This window comes from Pseudomonas sp. NFACC56-3, assembly GCF_900100025.1.
In the GTDB taxonomy this organism is placed as follows: Bacteria; Pseudomonadota; Gammaproteobacteria; order Pseudomonadales; family Pseudomonadaceae; genus Aquipseudomonas; species Aquipseudomonas fluorescens_AA.
In genome coordinates, this window is sequence record NZ_FMTK01000011.1 from 132,451 (window position 1) to 157,436 (window position 24,986).

Annotated in this window: 25 protein-coding genes; 16 read left to right on the forward strand and 9 right to left on the reverse strand. The window is 62.6% G+C overall.

All coding sequences use genetic code 11. The features are described 5' to 3' along the window. Window positions 1-737: 737 nt before the first annotated feature. The 6 genes from BLO80_RS16650 to BLO80_RS16675 all read right to left on the reverse strand — a co-directional run bounded on the left by BLO80_RS16650 (window position 738) and on the right by BLO80_RS16675 (window position 5,536). Window positions 738-1,007, reverse strand: a complete 270-nt coding sequence (locus BLO80_RS16650; RefSeq protein ID WP_060741209.1) for a DUF3613 domain-containing protein — start codon at window positions 1,005-1,007, stop codon at window positions 738-740. Window positions 1,008-1,029: 22 nt separating this feature from the next. Continuing rightward, window positions 1,030-1,743 carry a tetratricopeptide repeat protein gene (locus BLO80_RS16655; RefSeq protein ID WP_092328473.1) on the reverse strand — a complete coding sequence of 238 codons (714 nt, stop codon included), beginning with the start codon at window positions 1,741-1,743 and terminating at the stop codon, window positions 1,030-1,032. A gap of 56 nt (window positions 1,744-1,799) precedes the next feature. After that, window positions 1,800-3,023 carry a type II and III secretion system protein family protein gene (locus BLO80_RS16660; protein ID WP_092328299.1) on the reverse strand — a complete coding sequence of 408 codons (1,224 nt, stop codon included), beginning with the start codon at window positions 3,021-3,023 and terminating at the stop codon, window positions 1,800-1,802. 409 nt (window positions 3,024-3,432) lie between these two features. After that, window positions 3,433-4,071 (reverse strand): LysE family translocator, encoded by a 639-nt coding sequence (locus tag BLO80_RS16665; RefSeq protein WP_092255774.1) that lies wholly within the window; start codon window positions 4,069-4,071, stop codon window positions 3,433-3,435. A gap of 1 nt (window position 4,072) precedes the next feature. Continuing rightward, window positions 4,073-4,843 carry a 2OG-Fe(II) oxygenase gene (locus tag BLO80_RS16670; protein WP_092328297.1) on the reverse strand — a complete coding sequence of 257 codons (771 nt, stop codon included), beginning with the start codon at window positions 4,841-4,843 and terminating at the stop codon, window positions 4,073-4,075. Window positions 4,844-4,909: 66 nt separating this feature from the next. After that, complete coding sequence (locus BLO80_RS16675; protein WP_092328296.1) at window positions 4,910-5,536, reverse strand: alanyl-tRNA editing protein; 627 nt, start codon at window positions 5,534-5,536, stop codon at window positions 4,910-4,912. A 90-nt stretch (window positions 5,537-5,626) separates the two neighbouring features. Here BLO80_RS16675 and BLO80_RS16680 point away from each other — a divergent pair, with 90 nt between their 5' ends. Further along, window positions 5,627-6,625, forward strand: coding sequence for a LysR family transcriptional regulator (locus BLO80_RS16680; protein ID WP_092328294.1), 999 nt, complete (start codon window positions 5,627-5,629; stop codon window positions 6,623-6,625). A gap of 168 nt (window positions 6,626-6,793) precedes the next feature. Here BLO80_RS16680 and BLO80_RS16685 read toward each other — a convergent pair whose 3' ends face one another. Continuing rightward, window positions 6,794-7,201: a PA2817 family protein gene (locus BLO80_RS16685; RefSeq protein WP_003204309.1), complete on the reverse strand. Its 408-nt coding sequence runs from the start codon at window positions 7,199-7,201 to the stop codon at window positions 6,794-6,796. A 116-nt stretch (window positions 7,202-7,317) separates the two neighbouring features. Then, window positions 7,318-9,765, reverse strand: a complete 2,448-nt coding sequence (locus BLO80_RS16690) for an acyl-CoA dehydrogenase (protein ID WP_092328293.1) — start codon at window positions 9,763-9,765, stop codon at window positions 7,318-7,320. A gap of 303 nt (window positions 9,766-10,068) precedes the next feature. Here BLO80_RS16690 and BLO80_RS16695 point away from each other — a divergent pair, with 303 nt between their 5' ends. The 4 genes from BLO80_RS16695 to BLO80_RS16710 all read left to right on the forward strand — a co-directional run bounded on the left by BLO80_RS16695 (window position 10,069) and on the right by BLO80_RS16710 (window position 13,246). Next, the gene (locus tag BLO80_RS16695) at window positions 10,069-10,728 is read left to right on the forward strand and encodes a transglutaminase-like domain-containing protein (protein WP_092201884.1); all 660 of its coding nucleotides are present in this window, start codon (window positions 10,069-10,071) and stop codon (window positions 10,726-10,728) included. A gap of 44 nt (window positions 10,729-10,772) precedes the next feature. Continuing rightward, window positions 10,773-11,396: a glutathione S-transferase family protein gene (locus BLO80_RS16700; RefSeq protein ID WP_092328471.1), complete on the forward strand. Its 624-nt coding sequence runs from the start codon at window positions 10,773-10,775 to the stop codon at window positions 11,394-11,396. A gap of 135 nt (window positions 11,397-11,531) precedes the next feature. Beyond that, window positions 11,532-12,464: an ABC transporter ATP-binding protein gene (locus BLO80_RS16705; protein WP_092201886.1), complete on the forward strand. Its 933-nt coding sequence runs from the start codon at window positions 11,532-11,534 to the stop codon at window positions 12,462-12,464. A gap of 2 nt (window positions 12,465-12,466) precedes the next feature. Next, window positions 12,467-13,246 carry an ABC transporter permease gene (locus tag BLO80_RS16710; protein ID WP_175459515.1) on the forward strand — a complete coding sequence of 260 codons (780 nt, stop codon included), beginning with the start codon at window positions 12,467-12,469 and terminating at the stop codon, window positions 13,244-13,246. 189 nt (window positions 13,247-13,435) lie between these two features. Here the strand turns inward: BLO80_RS16710 and BLO80_RS16715 are convergent, their stop codons facing one another. Further along, complete coding sequence (locus tag BLO80_RS16715) at window positions 13,436-13,951, reverse strand: DUF2062 domain-containing protein (protein WP_046063671.1); 516 nt, start codon at window positions 13,949-13,951, stop codon at window positions 13,436-13,438. 144 nt (window positions 13,952-14,095) lie between these two features. On the opposite strand from BLO80_RS16715, the gene BLO80_RS16720 reads away from it, so the two are divergent. The 11 genes from BLO80_RS16720 (at window position 14,096) to BLO80_RS16770 (ending at window position 24,976) form a co-directional block, all read left to right on the forward strand. Further along, window positions 14,096-16,342 (forward strand): DNA internalization-related competence protein ComEC/Rec2, encoded by a 2,247-nt coding sequence (locus BLO80_RS16720; RefSeq protein ID WP_092328289.1) that lies wholly within the window; start codon window positions 14,096-14,098, stop codon window positions 16,340-16,342. Between the two features lie 95 nt (window positions 16,343-16,437). Next, the gene (locus BLO80_RS16725) at window positions 16,438-17,073 is read left to right on the forward strand and encodes a MotA/TolQ/ExbB proton channel family protein (RefSeq protein WP_162491247.1); all 636 of its coding nucleotides are present in this window, start codon (window positions 16,438-16,440) and stop codon (window positions 17,071-17,073) included. Continuing rightward, window positions 17,070-17,498: an ExbD/TolR family protein gene (locus BLO80_RS16730; protein WP_053123850.1), complete on the forward strand. Its 429-nt coding sequence runs from the start codon at window positions 17,070-17,072 to the stop codon at window positions 17,496-17,498. The genes BLO80_RS16725 and BLO80_RS16730 overlap by 4 nt, the downstream gene beginning before the upstream one ends. Then, window positions 17,498-18,508, forward strand: coding sequence for a tetraacyldisaccharide 4'-kinase (gene lpxK, locus BLO80_RS16735; RefSeq protein WP_092328288.1), 1,011 nt, complete (start codon window positions 17,498-17,500; stop codon window positions 18,506-18,508). Before BLO80_RS16730 ends, lpxK begins: the two co-directional genes overlap by 1 nt. 23 nt (window positions 18,509-18,531) lie before the next feature. Then, window positions 18,532-18,717, forward strand: coding sequence for a Trm112 family protein (locus tag BLO80_RS16740; protein WP_003179363.1), 186 nt, complete (start codon window positions 18,532-18,534; stop codon window positions 18,715-18,717). Continuing rightward, window positions 18,714-19,478, forward strand: a complete 765-nt coding sequence (gene kdsB / locus BLO80_RS16745; protein ID WP_092328286.1) for a 3-deoxy-manno-octulosonate cytidylyltransferase — start codon at window positions 18,714-18,716, stop codon at window positions 19,476-19,478. The genes BLO80_RS16740 and kdsB overlap by 4 nt, the downstream gene beginning before the upstream one ends. Next, window positions 19,478-19,942 carry a low molecular weight protein-tyrosine-phosphatase gene (locus tag BLO80_RS16750; RefSeq protein ID WP_060741219.1) on the forward strand — a complete coding sequence of 155 codons (465 nt, stop codon included), beginning with the start codon at window positions 19,478-19,480 and terminating at the stop codon, window positions 19,940-19,942. Before kdsB ends, BLO80_RS16750 begins: the two co-directional genes overlap by 1 nt. Then, window positions 19,939-20,958, forward strand: a complete 1,020-nt coding sequence (gene murB / locus BLO80_RS16755; protein ID WP_092328285.1) for a UDP-N-acetylmuramate dehydrogenase — start codon at window positions 19,939-19,941, stop codon at window positions 20,956-20,958. The genes BLO80_RS16750 and murB overlap by 4 nt, the downstream gene beginning before the upstream one ends. A gap of 264 nt (window positions 20,959-21,222) precedes the next feature. After that, the gene (locus BLO80_RS16760; protein WP_092328283.1) at window positions 21,223-21,693 is read left to right on the forward strand and encodes a (2Fe-2S)-binding protein; all 471 of its coding nucleotides are present in this window, start codon (window positions 21,223-21,225) and stop codon (window positions 21,691-21,693) included. Continuing rightward, a complete protein-coding gene (locus BLO80_RS16765) occupies window positions 21,690-24,005 on the forward strand; it encodes a xanthine dehydrogenase family protein molybdopterin-binding subunit (RefSeq protein WP_092328282.1) in 2,316 nt (771 codons plus the stop codon). Before BLO80_RS16760 ends, BLO80_RS16765 begins: the two co-directional genes overlap by 4 nt. After that, window positions 24,005-24,976, forward strand: coding sequence for an XdhC family protein (locus tag BLO80_RS16770; protein ID WP_092328280.1), 972 nt, complete (start codon window positions 24,005-24,007; stop codon window positions 24,974-24,976). The genes BLO80_RS16765 and BLO80_RS16770 overlap by 1 nt, the downstream gene beginning before the upstream one ends. Window positions 24,977-24,986 lie beyond the last annotated feature (10 nt).

The following is a 24,986-nucleotide window of genomic DNA, read 5'->3' on the forward strand; positions in this document are numbered from 1 at the left end:
GCGAAGGCGGCCTGACGGCTGGAGTTGCTCTTGTTGACTGAGTACATATCCATTGCTGCGGTAACGGCTGCTTGGGGTTTCGCCCTGACGGCGACTCACTTTCGAAAATCCGGAAGCCGGCCCAGGCGAAAGTAAGCAAAGCGCTTTTTGCCCCACCACTCGGTGCCTCGCCTAGGCTCGGCATGCCCGAACGAAGGCATTGCTCCATGGGCCCGCCGCGAAGGGCCATCCATGGCCCAGCGCGGCTATCCCGGCATCCATGCCGGGATGCCCACTACGCAATACCTACGTTCGGCCATCGTGGTTAACGGGGCGCCCGAGATCAACATCCACCCCGAGGCGGCCTAGTAGCCGACCTGGCTCTCGCGGTCGTACACCCCATCTGTTTGAGCAGGACCTGTGGGAGCAAAGCTTGCTCGCGATAGCGGTGGTTCAGTCAATGAAGATGTTGGCTGTCAGTCTGCCTTCGCGAGCAAGCTCGCTCCGACAAGTGATCCTGGGTGTTCATGAGTCTTGTGCTCAGCGCCGGCCCATTGTGGGAGCGAGCTTGCTCGCGATAGCGGTGGGTCAGTAATGAAAGTGTTGAATGTCAGTTCGCGATCGCGAGCAAGCTCGCTCCCACAGGTTTACTCCTGTCTGCCGACCGTTCAAACCAAAAGACCACAGCCTCCGGGAGTGCCTGCATTCGATCCATGTAGGCACTTCCGGAGGCTGTGGTCTTTCGTTTGCCGCGTGTTTCATTTGCTGCTGGTGATCTCTCCACCCGAGTCCTGGTCAAAGAACTCCGGTATCGGATAGTTGAAGCTGTTGAGCCAGCGCTGCATGGCCATCTCGCGTTCGGCGGCCGAGGCGGTTTGCAGGTTGGTGGAGGCCACTACGCCGCGAATCTGCAGTTGCATCCAGCTCTCGGTGCCTTGCTGTGCGGCCGAGGAGGGGCCTGGCTCAATGGCCCAGGCGGCGGTGGACAGGCTCACCATGCACACGATCATCAATTGTTTGGTCATCATTTCCTGAACTCCTCGTAACGCTCTACTTGACCGCGCCGGTTGAGGCATCGACGACCTCGGTCAGGCGGTTGGCGGGTGACGTCGCTGCCTGAGTGGCCGAACCCCTGATTTTTTCCGCACGGGCCTGGGCATCTGCCACTTGCTGGGGGCTGAGCTTGGCCATGTTCGCGAGCTCGGCGGCCTGCTTCCAGTTGTCCTGGTAAATCAGCAGGGTCACCATGTTGAGCGCGGCCAGGGTGTCGGACTGCTGGAGCTCCATGGCGGTCATGAACTCGAAGCGGGCTTCTGAAATGCGTCGCTGATTGAGGTAGACGACCCCCAGGTCATTACGGATCTTGCCCTCGGTGGGGGCCATTTTCGCGGCGTGTTCGAGGTACTGCGTCGCGGCCGCATTGTCATTCTTGGCCGCCGCCAACTGACCCAGGCCATGTTCACCGTCAGCGGCCAGGCATGTCCCCAGCAGGCTTTTGTACAACGGTTCGGCTTCGTTGCGGCCCATCAGGCGCAGGACCCGAGCCTTGCGCAGGCGGACCTGGACCAAGTCCTCGGGCAAGCGTTCGAGGTTCGCCAGGCTGGCGTATAAACGGCCCTCGTTGGCCATGTCTTCGGCCATGTTCAAGGCCAGTTCCTGGTCGGCTCCGGGCTTGGCGCAATCGGCCGTGCGTGAAGCCTCCACGCCGTTGCTGGCACAACCGGCAAGCATCAAGGCCGCCGCGAGTGCGATCATTGTTTTCATGGGATACCCCTTGGCGAACCGTTGGCCGTCACACGCGTTGCACACCAGGCGCCGGTTCATTGGGAAAGCCCGCTGCGGTTGTCGAACTCGCCATGTTCGAGGAAGTACATGCGGTAGAAATTCGGGTCGTAATTACGCAGTTGCTCACCCGGCAAGGTCGGCAGTTGCGCGTCGGCCGCCAACGGTTGGACCAGGTGCGGCGTGACGATCATCAGCAGCTCGCGCTCTTCGCGGTTGATGGAGTTGTCACGAAAGAACGCGCCGAGAATCGGCACGTCGCCCAGCCCTGGAAACTTGTTCACTTGGGCGCTGTTGCGGGTGCTGATCAGGCCACTGATGACGAAACTTTCGCCATCGGCCAGGGCGATGCTGGTATCGGTACGGCGCACGGTGAGGGCTGGCACCAATGTCCCGGCGATGTTCACCGCGTTGGTGAAATCCAGCTCACTGACTTCCGGTGCCACTTTCAAGGCGATGCGATTCTTGCCGATGACGGTGGGGGTCAGGGTCAGGCGAATACCGAATTCCTTGTACTCGATGGACACATTGTCGCTGCCGGCACTGGGGACCGGGATCGGCACTTCGCCGCCGGCCAGGAAACTCGCGCTCTGCCCGCTGAGGGCCACCAGGCTCGGCCGCGCCAGGGTATAGGCAAAACCGCTGCCTTCCAGGGCGTTGATCATCAACAGGGTCTTACCGGTGGCGAAAGACAGGTTGAACATGTCGTTATTGACCGGCAATGAAGGCCGGACAACACCGCCGATGGTGGGCAAGGTCCTCGGCGAACCGAACAGGAAATTGCCACGGCTGCCGAAAATCGACGTCGAGGCTTCCTTGAGCTTGGTCCGGCTGACTTCAACGAAACGGATGTCGGTCTGTACCTGGGCGAGCAGCATCGGGTCTTCGGAAGGCATGCTCGCGGCGCCCGTCAGCGCCTCAGTGGCCCGGCCTTTGACAAAGACCATGCTCTGGCGCGGTATTTTCGAACAGTCGGTCCAGACCATCAGGCTGGTGGCGCCGGGCGCCAGGCCCGTGAGAATGAAGGCATCGCTGCCACTGGGCTGCACATCGGCGATTTTCGGGTCGCCGACAGCCAATTTCGTCACGGGGACGAGGATACGCAGTTCGCTCTGGAGCCCTTGGCCGACCTCGAAGGTCGCTGGCAAATTGTCCAATTGCGAACAATTTGCCGCTGCGGCCTGAGCCGCATCCAGGCCAAGGCCCATCCAGAACAGACCATGGATGAAATGTTTTAAAACGGGGGCGGTGCGCTGGGTCATGAAGTGATCCTCAATAAGAGGCCATCCCTAGGCTTACCATTGCCTCGGATCACTTAAGAGGCCCGGGCTACCCCTTTCCAACTCGCCAGACCTTTCATGAATGCCGGCTTCAGGCCTCGTCGCTACCAGCAAACGGGCGCATTACACCGGCCCGACTGAACGACAGGCAGCTGGCGAACAACGCTTCTGAGCCCCGGAACATCCGGGAATTGTCGAGGGCAGTGACAGTATCGATCAGGTCGCTTGAGGCACTTTTTAGCGGCCCCGTCCTCGCTTCTGTTCACGTTAGTTCAAGCATGGCAAAGCGCCACGCTCCAGGACAAAAAAATGACTAAAAGCTGACGGAAGGAAAAACTAATCAAACATGCGTCAATAATATGTCTTTTTGTGCGGTTTTCGGCTGACAAGTTCACAGGGAAAGAATCAGCCGTCCGGCAAAAAGAATCAGCACGACCCCCATGGTCCGCTCGAACCAATGGCCCATGCGCATGAAGACTTCCCGCACCTTGGCGCTGGAAAAAAACAGCGCCACGACCACAAACCACAATGCATTCACCATGCACATCCAGAGCCCATACAACGCCTGGATCTGCAGCGGTGTCGTCGCACTGATCAAGGTGGTGAAGATCGCCAGGAAAAACAGCGTGGCCTTGGGGTTGGTGGCGTTGGTCAGGAAACCGGTGACAAAGGCCTTGAAGGGCGTTTGTCCGGTAGCGGCCTGTTCGTTGTTCTGCTCTTTTTCAAGGGAGGACTTGGGTTGGCTGCGCAGCAGGCTGATGCCCAAGTAGAGAATGTAGGCGCCGCCCACGACCTTGGCGGCGGTCAGTAACCACGCAGTGGTGTGCATCAGCGCGCCGACGCCGAGCAAGGTGTAGAGGACATGCACCGAGATGCCGGCACCGATGCCCAGTGCAGTGCAGATACCGACCCATCGGCCGAAGCGAACGCTCTGGCGAATCGTTACGGCGAAATCGGGACCGGGCGCGACCACCGCCAGAAAGTGCAGGGTGGCCAGGGTCAGGAATTCACCAAGGTAGTTGGATAGCATTTCAGCTCCAAAAGGTCAGGGGTGAGGAGTCGCCGCGATAACCGACAAAAAAAGAAAGGCTCAGGCGTGGGGCGGCCACACCGGGGCTGACCGAATGCATGCATCGCGAATTGAACATGATGAAGTCGCCGGGTTGCGGTCGTACTTCCAGGGTTGGGCGGCCGAGCAGGGCGGGGTCGATGCCGTAGCTGTCGCCGCGCATTTCATCGAACAGCTCTGGCGAGACATGCTTATCCCACATTTGCAGCGCGCCACCTTCAGAGGGCATGTTGAGGTAGACGTTGCAGGCGAGCTGGGCTTGCAGGCTGTGGGCCTGAAAACTGTCGGGTGCATCCTTGGCGAAAATATCGTGGTGGGCCAGGAAGCACACGCCGGGTTTCACCACGCGAGACAGGCCTACGTACATCTTCCGGCCATAAAGGCTTTCCAGGTGTGCCCCCGCCGGCCAGGTTTCGTCGAGCATGCAGCGCAACGTGTCGACCGGCGAGGAGTAGGGTGCGCAGCGGTTGCGCAGCTCGACGATATTGCGACCGGCCTGGTTGAAGTAGTCCTCGATCAGTGGCGGCTGATTCTCGGCTTCGTAGAAGGCCATGCCGATGCGCCCGATGCTGGGGGCGTTGATATAACCTTCGAAACCGGGGGCGAGGATCTTGTTGCCAATTTCAATGGCCAACGATGGCGACAGGAAGTTTTTCAAGCGCACGGCGAGCACTTCGCCATCTATCAGTTTCTTGATGCACCACTGATCGAGGTGCTCGACATCAAGCATCATGAGACAGGTCCGTCTGAATAGGGGGAGGGGCCTGCGAGCGGTTCCTGGTCGCAAGGGTGGCGGGTATCAGGCCACGTGGTAATGCACCGACAGCGTGCCTTTCTTTTGCGAAAGCGAGGCGATGGTGACGGCTCCCAGTTCCTGCAGCCGTCGCACATGGGTGCCGCCGCAGCCGTAAGCCGTCAGCTCACCGAACCCGACTTCCCGGGTGCCTTGGCGAAGTGCGATCAGGCGAGGCAAGTCCTCGGCGATCCATGCATCGATGCCCTGCTGGATGATCGATGTGTCCAGCTCCTCGGGATGTTCCCCAGGCTGGAACTGCACGCGGCTTTCGCCGGGCCAGTGGTGGGCCTTGATCGGTTTCCAGCCACGGCTTTCGGCGAAATGGCCGATCAGGTGCCCGGCCGAATGCAGGCGTGAATTCAGCCGCCGCCGCTGCTCATCCACGCGGATCGCGGCCATGCCCGGGGTCACTGGGCGGTCGACGTAATGAATGATCTGTTGTCCGTCCTGAACGACGCGCAGTACTTGGCTGTCGCCGATCCATCCGGTGTCGCAGGGCTGGCCGCCGCCTTGGGGGTGGAACAAGGTGGCGCGCAGCACCACGGCGAATTCGTTTTCCTGGGGGCTGCAGTCCAGGACTTCCACATTGGCCTTGAGGTCATCGCTATGGAAAAAAAGGCGAAGCGTCATGGTCCATACCCACATCAGAAATTGTGACGGGATTATAGGTAGCGTGTAAAAGGGTGATAATCCGTTCAAATTTCAAAGGACTGTTGCACCATGAGCACAAATCTACCGTTGCCGTTGCTCGCCGAGATGGCGGTCTTCGTCAAGGTTGTGGAGACCGGCAGCTTTTCCGAAGCGGCCCGCCAGTCAGGCTCATCGCCGTCGGCCATCAGCCGTAGCATTTCTCGCCTGGAGAAAGCCCTGGCGACCCGATTGCTGCAGCGCACCACCCGCAAGTTGCGTTTGAGCGATGGCGGAGAAGAGGTGTTCAAGCGCTGCCAGGAGATGGTCGCCGCCGCTCGGTCGGTGATGGAAATCAGCGGCCAGTTCACCCAGGAAGCGGAAGGGCGCATTCGCGTCAGCGTGCCCAAGGCCGTGGGGCGTTTCGTGATTCATCCACACATGCCTGAATTCTTGCGCCGGTATCCGAAGGTCGATGTGGAGTTGTTCCTGGAGGACCGGCAGGTCGACCTGATCGATGATCACGTCGACCTGGCCATCCGGATTACCGATCAACCATCGGCCGGACTGGTGGGGCGCCAGTTGTTGACCATTGACCACCTGCTCTGCGCCACGCCGCAATACCTGGCGGAGCACGGTGTCCCTACGCATCCCCACGATTTGCTGGAGCACAGTTGCATTTACTTGGGCGAAACGCCCAATGATGCGCGTTGGAAATTCAAGAAAGGCAGCAAGTCGGTCACCGTAGGCGTGCGCGGACGCTACGCAGCCAATCACACGGGGGTACGGTTGGGGGCGGTCTTGCAGCACATCGGCATCGGTAGCCTGCCGTACTTCACCGCCCGTCATGCCTTGGAACAGGGCTTGATCGTGCAGGTGTTGGCCGACTGGACGTTCCTCGCTTCGTACCATGGTGGCTTGTGGTTGCTGCATTCGCCGACCCGCTACCTGCCGCCGAAGCTGCGAGTGTTCATTGATTATCTGGTGGAGTGCCTGGCGAAGGAGCCGACCTTGAACAAGGTGGGGGGAGGGGGACGTTCCAGCAAGGTCGCGGCGCACTATGAGTTGCCGGAAAGTGATGGGTTGTTCTGACGGGCCTCATCGCGAGCAAGCTCGCTCCCACACTGGCTGCGGTTGATCATGACCTTCTGTGGGAGCGAGCTTGCTCGCGATGAGGCCCATCCAGGCAACGCACTCCGGCAAGACCAAAAAAAGGCCCGCCGGTTTAACCGTGCGGGCCTTTCGCATGACGGATCGCAATCAGTGCTTGCTGTCCTGGTCCGACATCGCCAGCAGTTGCTTTTCCTGGTTCCAGTCAAAAGGCTCGTCGTTTTGCTCAGCTTCGAAACGACGTTCTTCCAGGGCCTGGTACAGGGCGATTTCTTCGTCAGGCATGTAATGCAGGCAGTCACCGGCGAAGTACCAGAGCAAGTCGCGAGGCACCAGGTGGGCGATCTGTGGATAACGGACGATCACTTGGCACAGGAGGTCCTGGCCCAGGTACTGGCTTTCGATCGGATCGACGGGCAATTGCGCGCGCAACTCGTCGAAGCGCTCCAGGAACAAGGCGTGGCTTTCTTCGGGCACCTGTTCGGCCTCACCCACGGCGACCAGGATGCTGCGCAAGTGGTCAAGCAAGACAAGGTGATCGGCAACGACATTGGACACGAGATAAGTCCTCAAGAGCAAAACGGGCGCAGGAGTATAAAGCCCTTGCGCCCGCTTTTATAGGTGAAGAGCTGTAGGTGAAGAGCTACAGGTGACGGCGTACCTGGCCATCAGTATCAACGGACCTTGTCTGGGGCCAGCGTCAGTTCGGCCTTGTCGAAATCATCCACGTCGATGACTTTGCGCCGCGCCGCCTCGGCCGCGTGCAAGGTCTGCGCTTCACCGGCTTGCAGCACACCGGCCTCCAGGGCCGCATCGATGAGGGGTTCGCCAGGCGCCGGATTGAGCTGACCCTGCTTGAGCGCACCGTGCAGTTTCTTGTGCAGCGGATGGGCGGCCGCCAGCAGGTCGGCGGCGTGTTGCAGGGCGCCCACCGGATCGTCGGTCGATTGCGGGCGATAGCAACCCTGCAGCAACTCTTCGAGAGTCGGGTCACCCTTGGGCCGGCCGATGACCGCGGCCACCTCGGCGTCGAGCCTGTCGCTCGGGCCCTTGTGACGCCGACCGAAGGGGAACACCACCAGGCGCAACAGGTAGCCCAGTACCCGGTTCGGGAAGTTGCTCAGCAGTTCATCCAGCGCACGTTCCGACTGGCCGAGGCTTTCTTCCATGGCCCAGGTGAACAGCGGTGTCATGTGGTCCGGCGAATCCAGATCGTGATAACGCTTGAGCGCGGCGGACGCCAGGTACAGGTTGCTCAAGACGTCGCCCAGGCGGGCCGACAAGCGTTCGCGGCGTTTGAGCTCTCCGCCCAGCAGCATCATGCTCAAGTCCGCCAGTAGCGCGAATGCCGCAGCCTGCCGGTTGAGGGCGCGGAAATAACCCTGGCTCAAGGCATTGCCGGGAGCCCTCTCGAAATGCCCCAGGCCCAGGTTGAGCACCAGGGTGCTGGCGGCGTTGCTGACGGCGAAACCGATGTGCTTGAGCAACAAGGCATCGAACTCGACCAGCGCCTGGGCCTTGTCTTCACGGGTTGCCAGGGCCATTTCCTTGAGGACGAACGGATGGCAGCGAATGGCGCCCTGGCCGAAGATCATCAGGTTGCGCGACAGAATGTTCGCGCCTTCGACCGTGATGAAGATTGGCGCACCTTGCCAACTGCGCCCCAGGTAATTGTTCGGGCCCATGATGATGCCCTTGCCGCCATGTACGTCCATGGCGTGGCTGATGCACTCGCGACCACGCTCGGTCAGGTGGTACTTGAGAATGGCCGACAGCACCGAAGGTTTTTCCCCCAGGTCCACGGCGTTGGCGGTCAGCATGCGTGCCGCATCCATCAACCAGGCGTTGCCGCCGATGCGCGCCATGGCCTCCTGGATACCTTCGAACGCCGACAACGGTACGTTGAATTGTTCGCGCACCTGGGCGTACTGGCCCGTCACCAGGCTGGTGAACTTCGCAGCGCCGGTGCCCACCGCCGGCAGGGAAATCGAGCGCCCGACCGACAGGCAGTTCATCAGCATCATCCAGCCCTTGCCGAGCATGGCCTGACCGCCGATGAGGAAGTCCAGCGGGATGAACACGTCCTTGCCCCAGTTCGGTCCGTTCATGAACGCGGCGCCCAGGGGCAGGTGACGGCGGCCGATATGCACGCCCGGGGTGTCGGTGGGAATCAAGGCGAGGCTGATGCCCAGGTCTTCTTCGTCACCCAGCAGGTGGTCGGGGTCATACGCCTTGAAGGCCAGGCCCAGGAGCGTGGCCACCGGGCCGAGGGTGATGTAGCGTTTTTCCCAGTTCAGGCGCAGGCCGAGGGTTTCCTGGCCCTCCCATTCACCCTTGCAGATGATGCCGGTGTCGGGCATCGCCCCGGCGTCGGAGCCGGCCAGCGGCCCGGTCAGGGCGAAGCAGGGGATATCGTCGCCGCGGGCCAGTCTCGGCAGGTAATGGTCGCGTTGCTCGTCGGTGCCGTAGTGTAGCAGCAGTTCCGCCGGGCCGAGGGAGTTGGGGACCATCACGGTGGAGGCCAGGTCGCCGCTGCGCGTGGCCAGTTTCATCGCGACCTGGGAGTGGGCATAGGCGGAGAAGCCCTTGCCACCATATTCCTTGGGAATGATCAGTGCGAAGAACCCGTGTTCCTTGATATGGGCCCAGGCTTCAGGGGGCAGGTCCATGGCCTGGCCGATCTGCCAGTCGCTGACCATCGCGCAGAGGGCTTCGGTAGGGCCGTCGAGGAACGCCTGCTCCTCCTCGGTCAGTTGCACCTTGGGGTAGGCCAGCAGCAAGTCCCAGTCCGGGCGGCCGCTGAACAGTTCGCCATCCCACCACACCGTGCCGGCATCGATGGCGTCGCGCTCGGTCTCGGACATGGGTGGCAGGGTTTTCTGGAACCAGTCGAACATCGGCGCGCTGAAATATTTGCGGCGCAGGTCCGGTAGCAGCAGCGGGGCCGCGACAGCCGCGAGCACCACCCAGAGGATCAGCATCAGCCAGCCGGGCGCATGGCTGAAAATGCCCATGGCCAACAGGTAGATCGCGACGATACCCAGCGCGGGCAGCGGGGCGGTGCGCCGATGCGCCAGCCAGGCGATCCCGACAACCAGGACCAGTATCCACAACAACAGCATATGTAATCCTCCGTGAACCAAGGCAAAACCGACCTTCAGAGCTTAGACGGCATCTGCAAAACCGGCAGTCGGCGCGATGTGATTGATTTCGTGGGAAACCCTGGTTGCATTGCGCCAGTCTGGTTGGCAACAGCCGTGGGAAATCGTTCGTTAACAAGGTGAGAAAACGCCATTGTTTGGCCGGAATGCCGTTATCGTTGGGCCGGGGCGGTGGATAAACTCGTGGTTTCCCGATGCCAGTTCACCACAACGATCTGGTTCGGCATTACCTGCGGTGATGTTTCCCGAGAGGTCTTTCCTTACATGCAGCAATACCTGAACCCCGGCCGCTTCATCGACAGCGATCATCCCGCGGTCATCGACTTCGCCGAAACCCACCGCGGCGCCGAGCGCGACCCGCGGGCCCAGGCGGTCAGCCTGTATTACGCCGTGCGCGAGGCGGTGCGCTACAACCCCTATACCTTCAGTCGCGACCCGGCGACCCTGTGCGGCAGTTATGCGCTGGCTGCGAGTGAAAGCTATTGCGTGCCCAAGGCCACCTTGCTGGCCGGCTGCGCCCGGCATTGCGGCATCCCGGCGCGTATCGGCCTGGCGGATGTACGCAACCACCTGTCCACCCCGCGTCTGCTGGAACTGCTCAGGAGCGACGTGTTCGCCATGCACGGTTATACCGAGCTGTACCTGAACGACCGCTGGGTCAAGGCCACGCCGGCTTTCAACCAGGGCTTGTGCGCGTTGTTCGACGTGGCCCCGCTCGAGTTCGACGGTCGCCACGACAGTGTCTTCCACCCGTTCAATCGGCAAGGGGCGAAGCTGATGGAGTACATCACCGACCATGGTCAGTTCGCCGACGTGCCCGAGGCATTCTTCTTCGAACACCTGGAGAAGTGCTACCCGCACCTGTTCGGCGAACAGGTGCCGCGCTTGCTCGGCGACATGCAGGACGATTTGAGTCGCGCCTGATCAGGCGTATGCTGCTGCGGCATTTATCCATCGAGGACGCCGTGATGCTGAAGATATGGGGCCGGAAAAATTCATCGAATGTGCGCAAGGCATTATGGTGCGCGGAGGAGTTGGGGCTGGCCTACGAGGCTATCGATGCGGGCGGGGCGTTCGGTGTGGTGGACACGCCCGAGTACCGCGCGAAAAACCCCAACGGCCGCGTGCCGACGATCGAGGACGACGGCTTCGTGCTGTGGGAGTCCAACACCATCGTGCGTTACCTGGCGGCCCGTCATGCGTCGGGATCGGCCTGGTATCCTGCTGACGTACAGGCCCGGGCCCAGGCTGAAAAATGGATGGACTGGACCACGTCCAGCTTTGCCGCACCGTTTCGCACGGTGTTCTGGGGCGTCTTGCGCACCCCGGCCGAACAACAGGATTGGACGGCCATCAACGCGGCGATCAAGGAGTGCGACGATTTGCTGGCCATAGTCGAGCGGACCTTGAGTGAACAGCCTTACCTGTCGGGTGATGAAATCGGCATGGGCGACATTCCCTTGGGCAGTTTCATTTATGCCTGGTTCGAGATGCCCATCCAGCGCGCCGAGCGGCCTGCCGTACAGGCCTGGTACGCGCGGTTGCAGCAGCGCCCGGCCTACCGAAAAGCCGTCATGACCGCGTTGACTTAATACCTACTATCAACACACTTGACTGTACTTGTGCGGCGACGCCAAGCACCATTGCCTTGGTGCGCCGTGTTGCATTGCTCGCCGCCCGCCCTTATCTATTCTTTTCTTCCCTCCCTTCTTGGTGCGTAATCCGATATGAGTTCCGCTCTGTCCATCCGGCAGCTAACCAAAACCTACGGCAACGGTTTCCAGGCCTTGAGTGGTATCGATCTGGACGTCGCCGAAGGTGATTTCTTCGCCTTGCTCGGCCCTAACGGTGCCGGCAAATCCACCACCATCGGCATTCTTTCCACCCTGGTGAACAAGACCAGCGGCACGGTGAACGTCTTTGGTCATGACCTGGACCGCGAGCCCGCAGCCCTCAAGCGCTGCATCGGCGTGGTGCCCCAGGAATTCAACTTCAACCAGTTCGAAAAGACCTTCGACATCGTCGTGACCCAGGCCGGTTACTACGGCATCCCGCCAAAGATCGCCAACGAGCGCGCCGAGCAGTACCTGACCCAATTGGGCCTGTGGGACAAGCGTGACGTGCCGTCCCGTTCACTGTCCGGGGGCATGAAGCGTCGCCTGATGATCGCCCGCGCGCTGGTGCATGAGCCGCGTCTGCTGATCCTCGACGAACCGACCGCCGGCGTGGACATCGAGTTGCGTCGCTCGATGTGGAGCTTCCTGACCGAGCTGAACCAGAAAGGCATCACCATCATCCTCACCACCCATTACCTGGAAGAGGCTGAGCAGTTGTGCCGCAACATCGGCATCATCGACCACGGCACCATTGTCGAGAACACCAGCATGCGCCAGTTGCTCAGCCAACTGCATGTGGAAACCTTCCTGCTGGACCTGAAACATGACCTGAAGACCGCCCCCCAGCTCGTCGGCTATCCGGCCCGCCTGGTGGACAGCCGTACCCTGGAAGTGCAGGTGGACAAAGCCGTGGGCATCACCGGGCTGTTCACCCAACTGGCCCTGCAGAACATTGAAGTGCTGAGCCTGCGCAACAAAACCAATCGCCTCGAGGAGTTGTTCGTGTCCCTGGTGGAGAAGAATCTGGCGAAGGTGGCGGTATGAGCATGAGTTCCGAACTGCGCCCCAACCTCATCGCCCTCAATACCATCGTTTACCGTGAAGTCCGGCGTTTCACGCGGATCTGGCCGCAGACGCTGCTGCCGCCGGCCATCACCATGGTCTTGTACTTCGTGATCTTCGGTAACCTGATCGGCCGGCAGATCGGCGACATGGGTGGCTTCACGTACATGGATTACATCGTGCCGGGGCTGATCATGATGTCGGTGATCACCAACTCCTACGGCAACGTGGTGTCGAGTTTCTTCGGCAGCAAGTTCCAGCGTTCGATCGAAGAGCTGATGGTCTCGCCGGTGTCGCCCCACACGATCCTCATCGGCTACGCCTTGGGCGGTGTCCTGCGCGGCCTGGCGGTTGGCCTGATCGTGACCCTGCTGTCGTTGTTCTTCACCGATCTGCAGGTGCATCACCTGGGGGTGACGATATTGGTGGTGGTGCTCACGGCCACGATCTTTTCGCTGCTGGGGTTCATCAATGCCGTGTTTGCGCGCAACTTCGATGATATTTCGATTATCCCGACGTTCGTGCTCACGCCGCTGACCTACCTGGGCGGGGTGTTCTACTCGATCTCCCTGTTGCCACCGTTCTGGCAGACCGTGTCCCTGGCCAACCCGGTGCTGCACATGGTCAACGCGTTCCGCTACGGCATCCTCGGGGTGTCGGACATCAAGATCAGCATCGCCATTACCTTCATGCTGGTGGCCACCGTGGTGCTCTACATCGGCTGCGCGCGGTTGCTGGTCAGCGGGCGCGGCATGCGCACCTGACCCCAGCCATGTGGGAGCGAGCTTGCTCGCGATGGCGTCGGGTCATTCAGCCATTTTCTGGCTGACACACCGCTATCGCGAGCAAGCTCGCTCCCACATTGAAATGCATTCCCTTGCGGGTGTTTGCTCGCGATGGCGTCAGTCGAAATACAAGAAAGGCCTCCATTCCCAGGAGGCCTTTTTTGCATCTCACATCCGGCTTTTCTTGCGTCGCCGCCACTGTCGCGCCACCCACCAGCGCCAGTAACTCATGGTGACGAAGTAGGCCAGGGCGCCGAGCACCAGGCCGGTCACCACCGAGCCCAACAGGAATGGCTGCCACAAGGTGGACAACTGGCCGCTGATCCATTCCCAGGTCAGTTCTTCGGGCAGTGTCCGGGCAGGCACGTCCATCAGCCAGGCGCCGGTCTGGTAGGTGCAGAAAAACACCGCAGGCATGGTGATCGGATTGGTCAGCCACACCAGGCTCACCGCGATCGGCATATTGCCGCGCACCGTCACGGCCAACGCGGCGGCCAGCAACATCTGCAACGGGATCGGCAAGAACGCGGCAAACAGGCCAACAGCCATCGCCCGGGCCACGGAGTGCCGATTGAGGTGCCAAAGGTTGGGGTCGTGCAGCAGGGTGCCGAGAAAACGTAAGGATTTATGTTCCCGAATGCTCTCTGGGTCTGGCATGTAACGTTTGAATAGGCGCCGGGGCATAGGCTTCTCGGTCGGTTCAACGCAGTAAGGCCGCAAGTATGTCTGGATTCTACGGCTGGCAGATTCAGACTTTGTGACAATTGATAACGCCAGGGGTGCCGCCGAGCGTCTATGCCTGAAGAGGGGCACTCTCAAGGACGGGTTATGCGCACAGGGTTAGTCGCGCTTGCATTGGGGTTGTTGGCCCCGATTGGTTTACCGGCACTGCCGCCGTTGTGGCTGGTGACAGCCATGCCGGTGCTGGCGCTGATGGTGTTGCCGTTTCGAACCTACCCGCTGGGTTTTTTCCTGTTCGGGCTGGCCTGGGCCTGCCTGTCGGCGCAGTGGGCGCTGGACAATCGATTGCCCGCCGCCCTGGACGGAGAAACCCGCTGGGTCGAAGGGCGCGTCGTCGGTTTGCCGCAACAGGGCGACGGCGTGGTGCGCTTCGAACTGGCCGATGCCCATTCACGTCGTACCCGCTTACCGACAACGATGCGCCTGGCCTGGTTCGGAGGGCCGCCTATCAACAGTGGCGAACGATGGCGATTGGCAGTGAAGCTCAAGCGGCCCGCCGGGTTGTTGAATCCACACGGTTTCGACTATGCCGCCTGGTTGTTGAGCCGTGGCATTGGCGCGACCGGTACCGTCAAGGACGGGCGTCTCCTGCAAGCGGCCCGGGGCGCCTGGCGTGACGAAGTGCGCCAGGCGCTGGCACAGGTCGACGCCCACGGCCGCTCCGGCGCGCTGGCGGCATTGGTCCTGGGCGACGGCGGCGGCCTGAGTCGCGAGGATTGGCAGATTTTGCAAGACACCGGCACCGTCCATTTGCTGGTGATCTCCGGGCAGCACATCGGTCTGCTGGCCGGCCTGGTGTATCTGTTGGTGGCCGGCGCGGCGCGTTATGGCCTGTGGCCGGCAGGGCTGGCGTGGTTGCCCTGGGCCTGTGCGCTGGCCTTTTGCGCCGCCCTGGGCTACGGCTTGCTCGCCGGCTTCGAGGTGCCGGTGCGACGGGCCTGCGCGATGATTGGCCTGGTGTTGCTGTGGCGCTTGCGTTTCAAACAGCCGGATCCGTGGTGGGCATGGCTGTTGGCTTTCACCGGGGTGCTGGTGTTCGACCCGCTCGCCAGCCTGCGGCCAGGGTTCTGGTTGTCGTTTGCGGCCGTCGCCATCTTGATATTTACCTTTGGCGCTCGCCTGGGGCCCTGGCGCTGGTGGCAAACCTGGACCCGTGCCCAGTGGCTGGTTGCGGTCGGCCTGTGTCCGTTGCTGTTGATCGTGGGCTTGCCGGTCAGCCTCAGCGGGCCGCTGGTGAACTTGCTCGCGGTGCCCTGGATCAGCCTGCTGGTCTTGCCGCCAGCGCTGCTCGGCACGGCGTTGTTGCCGGTGCCGCTCATCGGTGAAGGCCTGCTGTGGATCGCCGGCGGGTTGCTCGATCTGTTGTTCAAGGGGCTGGGGCTGATTGCCGGACGAATACCCGCCTGGGTCCCCGTCGCGGTCCCGCCGTGGGCCTTGGGCATCGCCGCTTCAGGGGCATTTCTGCTGCTATTGCCCAAAGGCGTGCCGCTGCGTGTACTGGGGTGGCCGATGGTGCTGCTGATGGTGTTTCCGCCGCGAGAACACCTGCCGCAAGGGCATGCCGAGGTCTGGCAACTGGACGTGGGCCAAGGGCTGGCGGTGCTGGTACGCACCCGGCATCACAGCCTGCTTTACGACGCCGGGCCGCGCTTTGGCGAGGCCGATGCGGGCGAACGCGTCGTACTGCCGACCTTGCGCAAGCTCGGTGTGCACGGCTTGGACCTGATGCTCCTCAGCCATGCCGACGCCGATCATGCCGGCGGCGCCCAAGCGGTGCGCAATGGGCTGCCGACGATGGAAGTCATCAGTGGCGATCCGGACGCGCTGCCCGATGAACTGCAAGCCGGGCCTTGCGACAGCGGCAGGCGCTGGGAATGGGATGGCGTCGGGTTCGAGCTGTGGCGCTGGGCATCTGCTGTCGAAAGCAACCAGAAGTCCTGTGTCTTGCTGGTGGAGGCCGGCGGTGAACGCCTGCTGTTGACTGGCGATATCGACACCCCTGCCGAGCGCGCTTTGCTCGACGAGGCCCTGGCGCGACCGATCCAGTGGCTGGCCGCGCCTCATCACGGCAGCCGCAGTTCGTCGTCGATGGCGTTGTTGTCGCGCCTCAAGCCGCATTCGGTGTTGATCTCTCGAGGGCAGGGCAACGCGTTCGGTCATCCCCATCCCCAAGTGATGGCCCGCTACCGCCGCTCGGGCCTGGCGATCTACGACAGCGCCGAGCAGGGCGCCATTCGTCTGCAACTGGGCGCGTTCGAGTTGCCGCGCACCGAGGCCGGGCACCGACGTTACTGGCGCGACCCGCCCGTCGTCGGGCCACCGGGGCAACATTGATCCAGGGCAATCGGCTGATGCGCTTATCGGCGGGGCGGGTCTGCAAGGCGAGTGTGTGTGATAAAGTGGCGCACTTTTTCGAGGGGGCAGTCACTGTGTGGGAATTGGTCAAATCCGGCGGCTGGATGATGTTGCCGATCATTCTGAGTTCCATCGCGGCACTGGGTATCGTTGCCGAACGCCTGTGGACCCTGCGGGCCAGCCGCGTGACGCCGGAGCATCTGCTCGGGCAGGTCTGGGTCTGGATCAAGGACAAGCAGCTGAACAAGGACAAGCTCAAGGAGCTGCGGGCCAGTTCGCCGCTGGGGGAAATCCTCGCCGCGGGCCTGGCGAACTCCAAGCATGGTCGCGAGATCATGAAGGAGTGCATCGAGGAAGCCGCCGCCCGGGTCATCCATGAACTGGAGCGTTATATCAACGCCCTGGGCACCATCGCCGCCATGTCCCCGTTGCTGGGGCTGCTGGGAACGGTGCTGGGCATGATCGACATCTTCAGCGCGTTTACCGGTTCCGGGATGACTACCAATGCCGCGGTACTGGCCGGTGGGATTTCCAAGGCCCTGATCACCACCGCCGCCGGCCTGATGGTGGGGATTCCGGCGGTGTTCTTCCATCGGTTCCTGCAACGCCGCGTCGACGAGTTGGTCGTTGGCATGGAGCAGGAAGCCATCAAGCTGGTCGAGGTGGTGCAGGGTGACCGTGACGTGGACCTGGCTGGGGGCAAGCAGTGAAATTCCGCCGCAAGCCACGGGAAAACATCGAGATCAACCTCGCGTCGCTGATCGACGTGGTGTTCATCCTGCTGCTGTTTTTCGTCGTGACCACCACGTTCACCCGGGAAACCCAGCTCAAGGTTGAATTGCCGCAAGCCGTCAGCGGCTCGCCGGCCGAAGACCAGCAATTGAAGAACCTGGAAGTCACCATCAGCGCCGAAGGGGCGTTCTCGGTGAATAACCAGTTGCTGCCCAAGAGCGACCTGGCGAGCCTGATCGAGGCCCTGCAAAAAGAATCCGGCGGCGATACCAACCTGCCGCTGTCCATCAGCGCCGACGGCAAGACCCCTCATCAATCGGTGATCACCGCCATGGACGCGGCCGGCAAGCTCGGTTTCAGCCATCTGCGCATGACCACGGTCGAGGCGGCTCCCGCACCCTGATGGCCATGTCCGATCGACTGCTTGCCGCGTGGTATGAAGGCCACCCGGCCCTGACCCTGCTACGGCCCCTGGAGTGGTTGTACCGGCGGGTGGTGGTGGGCAAGCGCGAGCGTTTCCTGGCGGGTGAAGGCCCGATCTACCAGCCCCCCGTGCCGTTGGTGGTGGTGGGTAATATCACCGTGGGTGGCACTGGCAAGACGCCGTTGATCCTGTGGCTGATCCAGCACTGCCAGCGCAGTGGCTTGCGGGTCGGGGTGGTCAGCCGGGGCTATGGCGCCAAGCCGCCGCAACTGCCGTGGCGGGTCGCGGCCGGGCAGGGTGCCGACGTCGCGGGCGACGAGCCGCTGTTGATCGTCCAGCGCACGGGCGTGCCGTTGATGATCGACCCCGACCGCAGCCGCGCGGTCCAGGCGTTGTTGAAGGCCGAGCCGCTGGACCTGATCCTGTCCGACGACGGCATGCAGCATTATCGGCTGGCCCGGGACCTTGAGTTGGTGCTGATCGACAGCGCCCGGGGCCTGGGCAACCGGCGTTGCCTGCCCGCCGGGCCGTTGCGCGAACCGGTCGAGCGCCTGCAATCGGTCGACGCCGTGCTCTACAACGGCGCCAGTACCGATCGCGAAGACGGCTTCGCCTTCCAATTGCGTCCCACCGAACTGGTGAACCTGGCCAGTGGCGAACGCCGCCCCCTCGACCATTTTCCACCCGGCCAGGCCTTGCACGCCGTGGCCGGCATCGGCAACCCCCAGCGTTTCTTCACGACCCTCGAAACGCTACACTGGCGGCCAATACCGCACGGGTTTGCCGACCATGCCGAATACAGCGCCCAGGCCTTGAACTTCACGCCATCCCTGCCGGTGGTCATGACGGAAAAGGACGCGGTCAAATGCCGTGCCTTCGCTGCGCCCGACTGGTGGTACCTGGCGGTGGACGCCGCGCCGTCGCCGGCCTTCGCGGCCTGGTTCGATACGCAATTGATGCGCCTGTTGCCGGATCGGCTCTTGCCTTAACACTGTTTACCCAGGGGAATTCCATGGACACCAAACTGCTCGATATTCTGGCCTGCCCGGTCTGCAAAGGTCCACTCAAGCTCAGCGCCGACAAGACCGAACTGATCAGCAAGGGTGCCGGCCTGGCCTACCCGATTCGCGACGGCATCCCGGTGATGCTCGAAAGCGAAGCCCGTACCCTGACCACCGACGAGCGTCTGGATAAATGACCACCGCCTTTACCGTTGTCATTCCGTCGCGCTTCGCCTCGACGCGCCTGCCCGGCAAGCCGTTGCTGTCGATCGCCGGCAAGCCGATGATCCAGCACGTCTGGGAGCAAGCCAGTAAAAGCAGCGCCCAGCGCGTGGTGGTGGCGACTGACGATGCGCGTATCGTCGAGGCCTGCAAAGGCTTTGGCGCCGAGGTCGTGTTGACGCGCGAAGACCATAATTCCGGTACCGATCGCCTGGCGGAGGTCGCGGCGAAGCTTGGTCTTGCCGCCGACGCGATTGTGGTCAATGTACAAGGTGACGAGCCGTTGATCCCGCCGAGCGTGATCGATCAGGTCGCCGCCAACCTCGCGACCCACACCGAAGCGCGCATGGCCACCCTGGCCGAGCCGATCGAGGATGTGCAGACCCTGTTCAATCCCAACGTGGTCAAGGTGGTCAGCGACCTCAATGGCCTGGCGTTGACCTTCAGCCGTGCGACGTTGCCCTGGGCGCGGGATGCATTCGCCCAAGGTCGCGACGTGATGCCGCAAGGCGTGCCGTACCGTCGTCACATCGGCATCTACGCCTACCGCGCCGGCTTCCTCCAGGACTTCGTCGCCTGGGGCCCGTGCTGGCTGGAAAACACTGAAGCCCTGGAACAGCTGCGAGCGCTGTGGCATGGCGTGCGGATCCATGTCGCCGATGCGTTGGTGGCCCCGCCGACCGGTGTCGACACCGCCGAAGACCTCGAGCGCGTTCGTCGCCTGCTGGAGGCCTGATGCGGGTCCTGTTCGTGTGCCTCGGCAATATCTGCCGCTCGCCCACCGCCGAAGGCATCTTGCGCCACAAGTTGCGAGAGGCCGGGCTGGCCGGGCAGGTGGAAGTCGCTTCCGCCGGCACCGGTGACTGGCATGTCGGCAAGGCCCCGGACAAGCGCAGCCAGGCGGCGGCCTTGAAGCGTGGCTACGACCTGTCGGCCCAGCGCGCGCAACAGGTGACGCGCGCCGATTTCGCCGCCTATGACCTGATCCTGGCGATGGACAGCAGCAACCTGCGCAATCTCCAGGCCCTGCAACCGGCCAATGGCAAGGCCGAGCTGGATCTGTTCCTGCGGCGCTACGAAGCCGAACTCGATGACGTGCCGGACCCGTACTACGACGGCGAGCAGGGCTTCGAGCAGGTGTTGGACTTGATCGAGCGGGCCACCGATCGCCTAGTGATCGAATTGAAGGGGCGGTTATGACCTTGCAGGTACGGGCGGGCGTCAGCCTCAAGCCCTTCAACAGTTTTGGCGTGGACGTCAGCGCCCGATTATTCGCCGAAGCCCGCGACGATGGGGAGGTTCGCCAGGCGCTGGCCTATGCCCGCGAGCATGCCGTGCCGCTGCTGGTGATCGGCGGCGGCAGCAACCTGCTGCTGACCGGCGACATCGACGCCTTGGTACTGCGCATGGCCAGCCAGGGGATCCGTTTGCTCAGCGATGATGGCGAACGGGTGGTGATCGAGGCCGAAGCCGGGGAACCCTGGCATCCCTTCGTCCAACATACGCTGGCGCAAGGTTGGTCGGGCCTGGAAAACCTCAGCCTGATTCCCGGTACCGTAGGCGCGGCACCGATGCAGAACATCGGCGCCTACGGTGTGGAAATCAAGGATGTCTTCGCCGGCCTCACTGCGCTGGATCGCCAGACCGGCGAGCTGAAGGACTTCACCCTTGAAGACTGTCGGTTTGCTTATCGCGACAGCCTGTTCAAGCAGCAAGCGGGTCGCTGGTTGATCCTGCGGGTGCGCTTTACCCTCAGCCGCGCCGCACACTTGCACCTGGAGTACGGCCCGGTCCGCCAACGATTGACCGAACAGGGCATCGATCAGCCGACGCCGACGGATGTCAGCCGGGCCATTTGCAGCATCCGCAGCGAAAAACTCCCCGACCCGGCCATGCTGGGCAATGCCGGCAGCTTCTTCAAGAACCCGCTGGTGCCGGCCACACACGTGGCGTATCTCAAGCAGCAATACCCTGATCTTGTGGCTTATCCACAGCCAGCAGGGCAAATGAAGATCGCCGCCGGCTGGCTGATCGAACGGGCCGGCTGGAAGGGCTTTCGCGAGGGAGATGCCGGGGTGCATAAGTTGCAGGCGTTGGTACTGGTCAACTACGGCAATGCCACCGGCCCGCAACTGTTGGACCTGGCCCTGCGGATCCAGAAAGACATTGCCGAACGTTTCCAGGTCGAGCTGGAAATGGAGCCCAATCGGTACTGAGCCGCCTCACCCAGCACCTGAAAAACGCCCTGCACACTCTTGCACATGAACATTTGTGCAGGATTGTGCAGGGCGTTTTGCTTGATCCTGGGTTAATTTAGTTCGCTAACGATGCGATCATCGCATCCTAAAGGCCCGATGCAGACGCCTGCGTGCGCCTGCATAAGAGAGCCCGATCAGCCTGAGCCAGTCTGCGACAACCGACCTGTTACCTAAGCGGCAGATTGCTCGACCCCATAACTCGATCACTATGCGGGCGTGCCCATGATTACCCTGAAACTCAATGGAAAAGACCATCAACTGGATGTGACCGAGGACATGCCGCTGCTGTGGGCTATCCGGGACGTGGCCGGTTACAACGGCACCAAGTTCGGCTGCGGCATGGGCCTGTGTGGCGCCTGCACCATCCACATCGACGGCGCCCCGGCGCGCAGTTGCATCACACCCATCGGCTCGGTGAAAGGGCAGGACGTCAGCACCATCGACGGGCTTCATGCCGACCCGGTCGGGCAAATCGTCCAGAAGGCCTGGCTCGACACGGCGGTGGCCCAGTGCGGTTACTGCCAGGGCGGGCAGATCATGTCCGCCACCGCGTTGCTCAAGACCAACCCCAACCCGAGCGATGAGCAGATCGAAGAAGCCATGGTCGGCAACATCTGCCGTTGCGGCACGTATAACCGGATCAAGACCGCGATCCGCCAGGCTTCCACTCACCTGAAGGAGGCCAAGGCATGAGCCGCTTGCCCGATGATTTTGTACTGAGCAACCTCAGCCGCCGTGGTTTCCTCAAGGGTGCGAGCGCCACCGGCGTGCTGGTGCTGGCGGCGACGTGGGGCCTGCCGGATGCCTTTGCCGAGGAAAAGAAATTCGGCGCCGAGGGCATGCCCCATGGCGCTGTCGACGACCCGAAGGTGTACGTCAGCATTGCCACCGATGGCAGCGTGACCGTGATCTGCAACCGTTCGGAAATGGGCCAGGGCGTGCGCACCAGCCTGAGCATGGTGGTCGCCGACGAACTGGACGCTGACTGGGCGCTCGTCAAGGTCAAGCAGGCGCCGGCCGATGAGGCGCGTTTCGGCAACCAGGACACCGACGGTTCGCGCAGCATGCGTCACTGGTACGAGCCGATGCGCCGTTGCGGGGCTGCCGCCCGGACCATGCTGGAACTGGCCGCTGCCGCCCAGTGGAAGGTCCCGGTGGGTGAATGCCATGCCCAACTGCACAAAGTGCTGCACCAGCCGTCGGGACGCGAACTGGGCTATGGCGAATTGGCTGCCGCCGCCAGTGCCTTGCCGGTGCCGGCCCGTGACAGCTTGCGTCTCAAGCAGCCATCCGAGTTCCGCTACATCGGCAAGGAGGCGAGCCGGGCCATCGATGGCGCGGACATCGTCAACGGTCGTGCGGTGTTTGGTGCCGATGTGCATTTCGACGGCATGCTCTATGCGGTCATCGCGCGTCCGCCGGTCTATGGCGGCAAGGTCAAGAGCGTGGACAGCAGCGCGGCGCTGAAGGTACCGGGCGTGCTCAAGGTGGTCCAGATAGAGGGACGTCCGCTGCCCTCGGAATTCCAGCCGTTGGGCGGCGTAGCGGTGGTGGCGAAGAACACCTGGGCGGCGATCAAGGGCCGCGAGGCGCTGAAAATCCAGTGGGACGATGGCCCGAATGCCGGTTATGACTCCATTGCCTATCGCAAGGAACTGGAAGCGGCCGCCCTCAAGCCTGGAAAAGTCGTGCGCAGCAGCGGTGACCTCGACGATGCGCTGGCCAAGGCTGATTCGACGTTGGAGGCGTCGTATTACTTGCCGCACCTGTCCCAGTCCCCCATGGAACCGATGGTTGCCGTCGCCCGGTTCAAGGACGGCCAATGCGAGGCTTGGGCGCCGAGCCAGGCGCCGCAGGTGACCCGTGAACGTGTCGCCGAACGCCTGGGTATTCCTTTCGAGAAGGTCACGGTGAACATCACGTTGCTGGGCGGCGGTTTCGGACGCAAGTCGAAACCCGACTTTGTCGTCGAGGCGGCGGTCCTCGCCAAGGAGTTTCCCGGCCAGGCGGTACGGGTGCAATGGACCCGCGAGGACGACATTCATCACTCGTACTTCCACACCGTATCGGCCGAATACCTCAAGGCCGGCCTGAACCAGGACGGCATGCCGTCCGGTTGGCTGCACCGCACCGTAGCCCCGAGCATCACCGCACTGTTTGCACCGGGCATGACTCATGAGGCGCCGTTCGAAATAGGCATGGGCGTGACCAACATGGCCTACGCCATTCCCAACCTGCGCCTGGAAAACCCCGAAGCGGTGGCCCATGCCCGGGTGGGCTGGTATCGCTCGGTGTCGAACATTCCTCACGGCTTCGCAATCCAGAGCTTCATTGACGAACTGGCCCACAAAGCCGGCCAGGATCCGCTGAAGTACCAGGTCAAATTGCTCGGGCCGGACCGCAAGATCGATCCGCGTACCTTGAGCGAAGAATGGAACTACGGCGAATCCCCCGAGCGTTACCCGATTGATACGGCGCGGATCCGCACGGTGCTGGAAACCGCCGCGAAGGCCGCCGGTTGGGGCCGGGAACTGCCCAAGGGCCGTGGCCTGGGGCTGGCGGTGCACTACAGCTTCGTCACCTACGTGGCGGCGGTGCTCGAGGTGGAGGTCAAGGACGATGGCACGGTGATCGTGCACAAGGCGGACATCGCCGTGGACTGCGGCCCGCAGATCAACCCCGAGCGCATCCGCTCCCAATTCGAAGGCGCCTGCGTCATGGGCCTGGGCAATGCCATGGTGGGCGAAATCAGTTTCAAGGATGGCAAGGTGCAGCAGGACAATTTCCATATGTACGAAGTGGCGCGCATGTCCCTGGCGCCCAAGGAAGTGGCCGTGCACCTGGTCACGCCGCCGGGTGAGGTACCGTTGGGGGGTGTTGGCGAGCCGGGCGTGCCGCCGATCGCGCCGGCCCTGTGCAACGCGATTTTCGCCGCCACCGGTCAGCGTATCCGTACCCTGCCTGTGCGCTATCAGCTGCAAGGCTGGCAACAGGCCAAGGCCTGATGGACAGCGTCGATCTGAATGTCCTGCGCAGCGTGCTCGAGTGGCGCCGCGCCGGGCAGCGGGTGGTGTTGTTCACCGTGGTCCAGACCTGGGGCACTGCGCCAAGGCCGCCGGGGGCGATGCTGGCCCTGCGCGAAGATGGCGTGGTGATCGGTTCGGTGTCGGGCGGTTGTGTCGAGGATGACCTGATCGCCCGGCTGCACGACGGCCGTATTCCGGCGGACGGTCCGCCGGTGCAACTGATCACCTATGGCGTCACCCGCGAAGAAGCGGCGCGCTTCGGGCTGCCGTGCGGCGGGACCCTGCGCCTGACCGAGGAGCGGGTGGGCGATCCGCAGTGGGTCGCAGCGTTGCTGGAGCGCTGCGAAGCCCATGAAATCGTCGCCCGTGAGCTGACGGTGACCAGTGGCAACGTGGTCCTGACCCCGGCCAGCAAGACCGACGCCCTGGTGTTCGATGGGCAGGTGCTGCGGGCCATTTACGGCCCGCGTTGGCGGTTGCTGCTGATCGGTGCCGGGCAATTGTCGCGCTACGTGGCGGAAATGGCCCGGCTGCTGGACTTCGAAGTGCTGATCTGCGATCCGCGCAAGGAGTTCGTCTATGGTTGGGAGGAGCAGCATGGGCGCTTCGTCTCGGGGATGCCCGACGAAGCCGTATTGAGCATCCAGACCGACGAGCGCACGGCCATTGTGGCGCTGACCCATGATCCACGCCTGGACGACATGGCGCTGCTCACGGCCCTGGACTCCAAGGCGTTTTATGTCGGCGCCCTGGGTTCGCGGGTCAACAGCCAGAAACGCCGGGACAACCTGGCTCAGCTAGGCTTGTCTGCGGAGGCGATTGACCGCTTGCATGGACCGATCGGCTTGCACATCGGCAGCCACACCCCGGCGGAAATCGCCTTGTCGCTACTGGCCGAAATCGTGGCCATCAAGAACGGCGTGGAACTGCGGCAGAAAAAAACGCTGTAAGCCGTGGGTA

Bases quoted from the DNA above. Each gene is read 5' to 3' on its own strand.
- BLO80_RS16650 (WP_060741209.1), bottom strand. From the start codon at position 1,007: ATGATGACCAAACAATTGATGATCGTGTGCATGGTGAGCCTGTCCACC.
- BLO80_RS16655 (WP_092328473.1), bottom strand. From the start codon at position 1,743: ATGAAAACAATGATCGCACTCGCGGCGGCCTTGATGCTTGCCGGTTGT.
- BLO80_RS16660 (WP_092328299.1), bottom strand. From the start codon at position 3,023: ATGACCCAGCGCACCGCCCCCGTTTTAAAACATTTCATCCATGGTCTG.
- BLO80_RS16665 (WP_092255774.1), bottom strand. From the start codon at position 4,071: ATGCTATCCAACTACCTTGGTGAATTCCTGACCCTGGCCACCCTGCAC.
- BLO80_RS16670 (WP_092328297.1), bottom strand. From the start codon at position 4,843: ATGATGCTTGATGTCGAGCACCTCGATCAGTGGTGCATCAAGAAACTG.
- BLO80_RS16675 (WP_092328296.1), bottom strand. From the start codon at position 5,536: ATGACGCTTCGCCTTTTTTTCCATAGCGATGACCTCAAGGCCAATGTG.
- BLO80_RS16680 (WP_092328294.1), top strand. From the start codon at position 5,627: ATGAGCACAAATCTACCGTTGCCGTTGCTCGCCGAGATGGCGGTCTTC.
- BLO80_RS16690 (WP_092328293.1), bottom strand. From the start codon at position 9,765: ATGCTGTTGTTGTGGATACTGGTCCTGGTTGTCGGGATCGCCTGGCTG.
- BLO80_RS16695 (WP_092201884.1), top strand. From the start codon at position 10,069: ATGCAGCAATACCTGAACCCCGGCCGCTTCATCGACAGCGATCATCCC.
- BLO80_RS16700 (WP_092328471.1), top strand. From the start codon at position 10,773: ATGCTGAAGATATGGGGCCGGAAAAATTCATCGAATGTGCGCAAGGCA.
- BLO80_RS16705 (WP_092201886.1), top strand. From the start codon at position 11,532: ATGAGTTCCGCTCTGTCCATCCGGCAGCTAACCAAAACCTACGGCAAC.
- BLO80_RS16710 (WP_175459515.1), top strand. From the start codon at position 12,467: ATGAGTTCCGAACTGCGCCCCAACCTCATCGCCCTCAATACCATCGTT.
- BLO80_RS16715 (WP_046063671.1), bottom strand. From the start codon at position 13,951: ATGCCCCGGCGCCTATTCAAACGTTACATGCCAGACCCAGAGAGCATT.
- BLO80_RS16720 (WP_092328289.1), top strand. From the start codon at position 14,096: ATGCGCACAGGGTTAGTCGCGCTTGCATTGGGGTTGTTGGCCCCGATT.
- lpxK (WP_092328288.1), top strand. From the start codon at position 17,498: ATGGCCATGTCCGATCGACTGCTTGCCGCGTGGTATGAAGGCCACCCG.
- BLO80_RS16740 (WP_003179363.1), top strand. From the start codon at position 18,532: ATGGACACCAAACTGCTCGATATTCTGGCCTGCCCGGTCTGCAAAGGT.
- kdsB (WP_092328286.1), top strand. From the start codon at position 18,714: ATGACCACCGCCTTTACCGTTGTCATTCCGTCGCGCTTCGCCTCGACG.
- BLO80_RS16750 (WP_060741219.1), top strand. From the start codon at position 19,478: ATGCGGGTCCTGTTCGTGTGCCTCGGCAATATCTGCCGCTCGCCCACC.
- murB (WP_092328285.1), top strand. From the start codon at position 19,939: ATGACCTTGCAGGTACGGGCGGGCGTCAGCCTCAAGCCCTTCAACAGT.
- BLO80_RS16760 (WP_092328283.1), top strand. From the start codon at position 21,223: ATGATTACCCTGAAACTCAATGGAAAAGACCATCAACTGGATGTGACC.
- BLO80_RS16765 (WP_092328282.1), top strand. From the start codon at position 21,690: ATGAGCCGCTTGCCCGATGATTTTGTACTGAGCAACCTCAGCCGCCGT.
- BLO80_RS16770 (WP_092328280.1), top strand. From the start codon at position 24,005: ATGGACAGCGTCGATCTGAATGTCCTGCGCAGCGTGCTCGAGTGGCGC.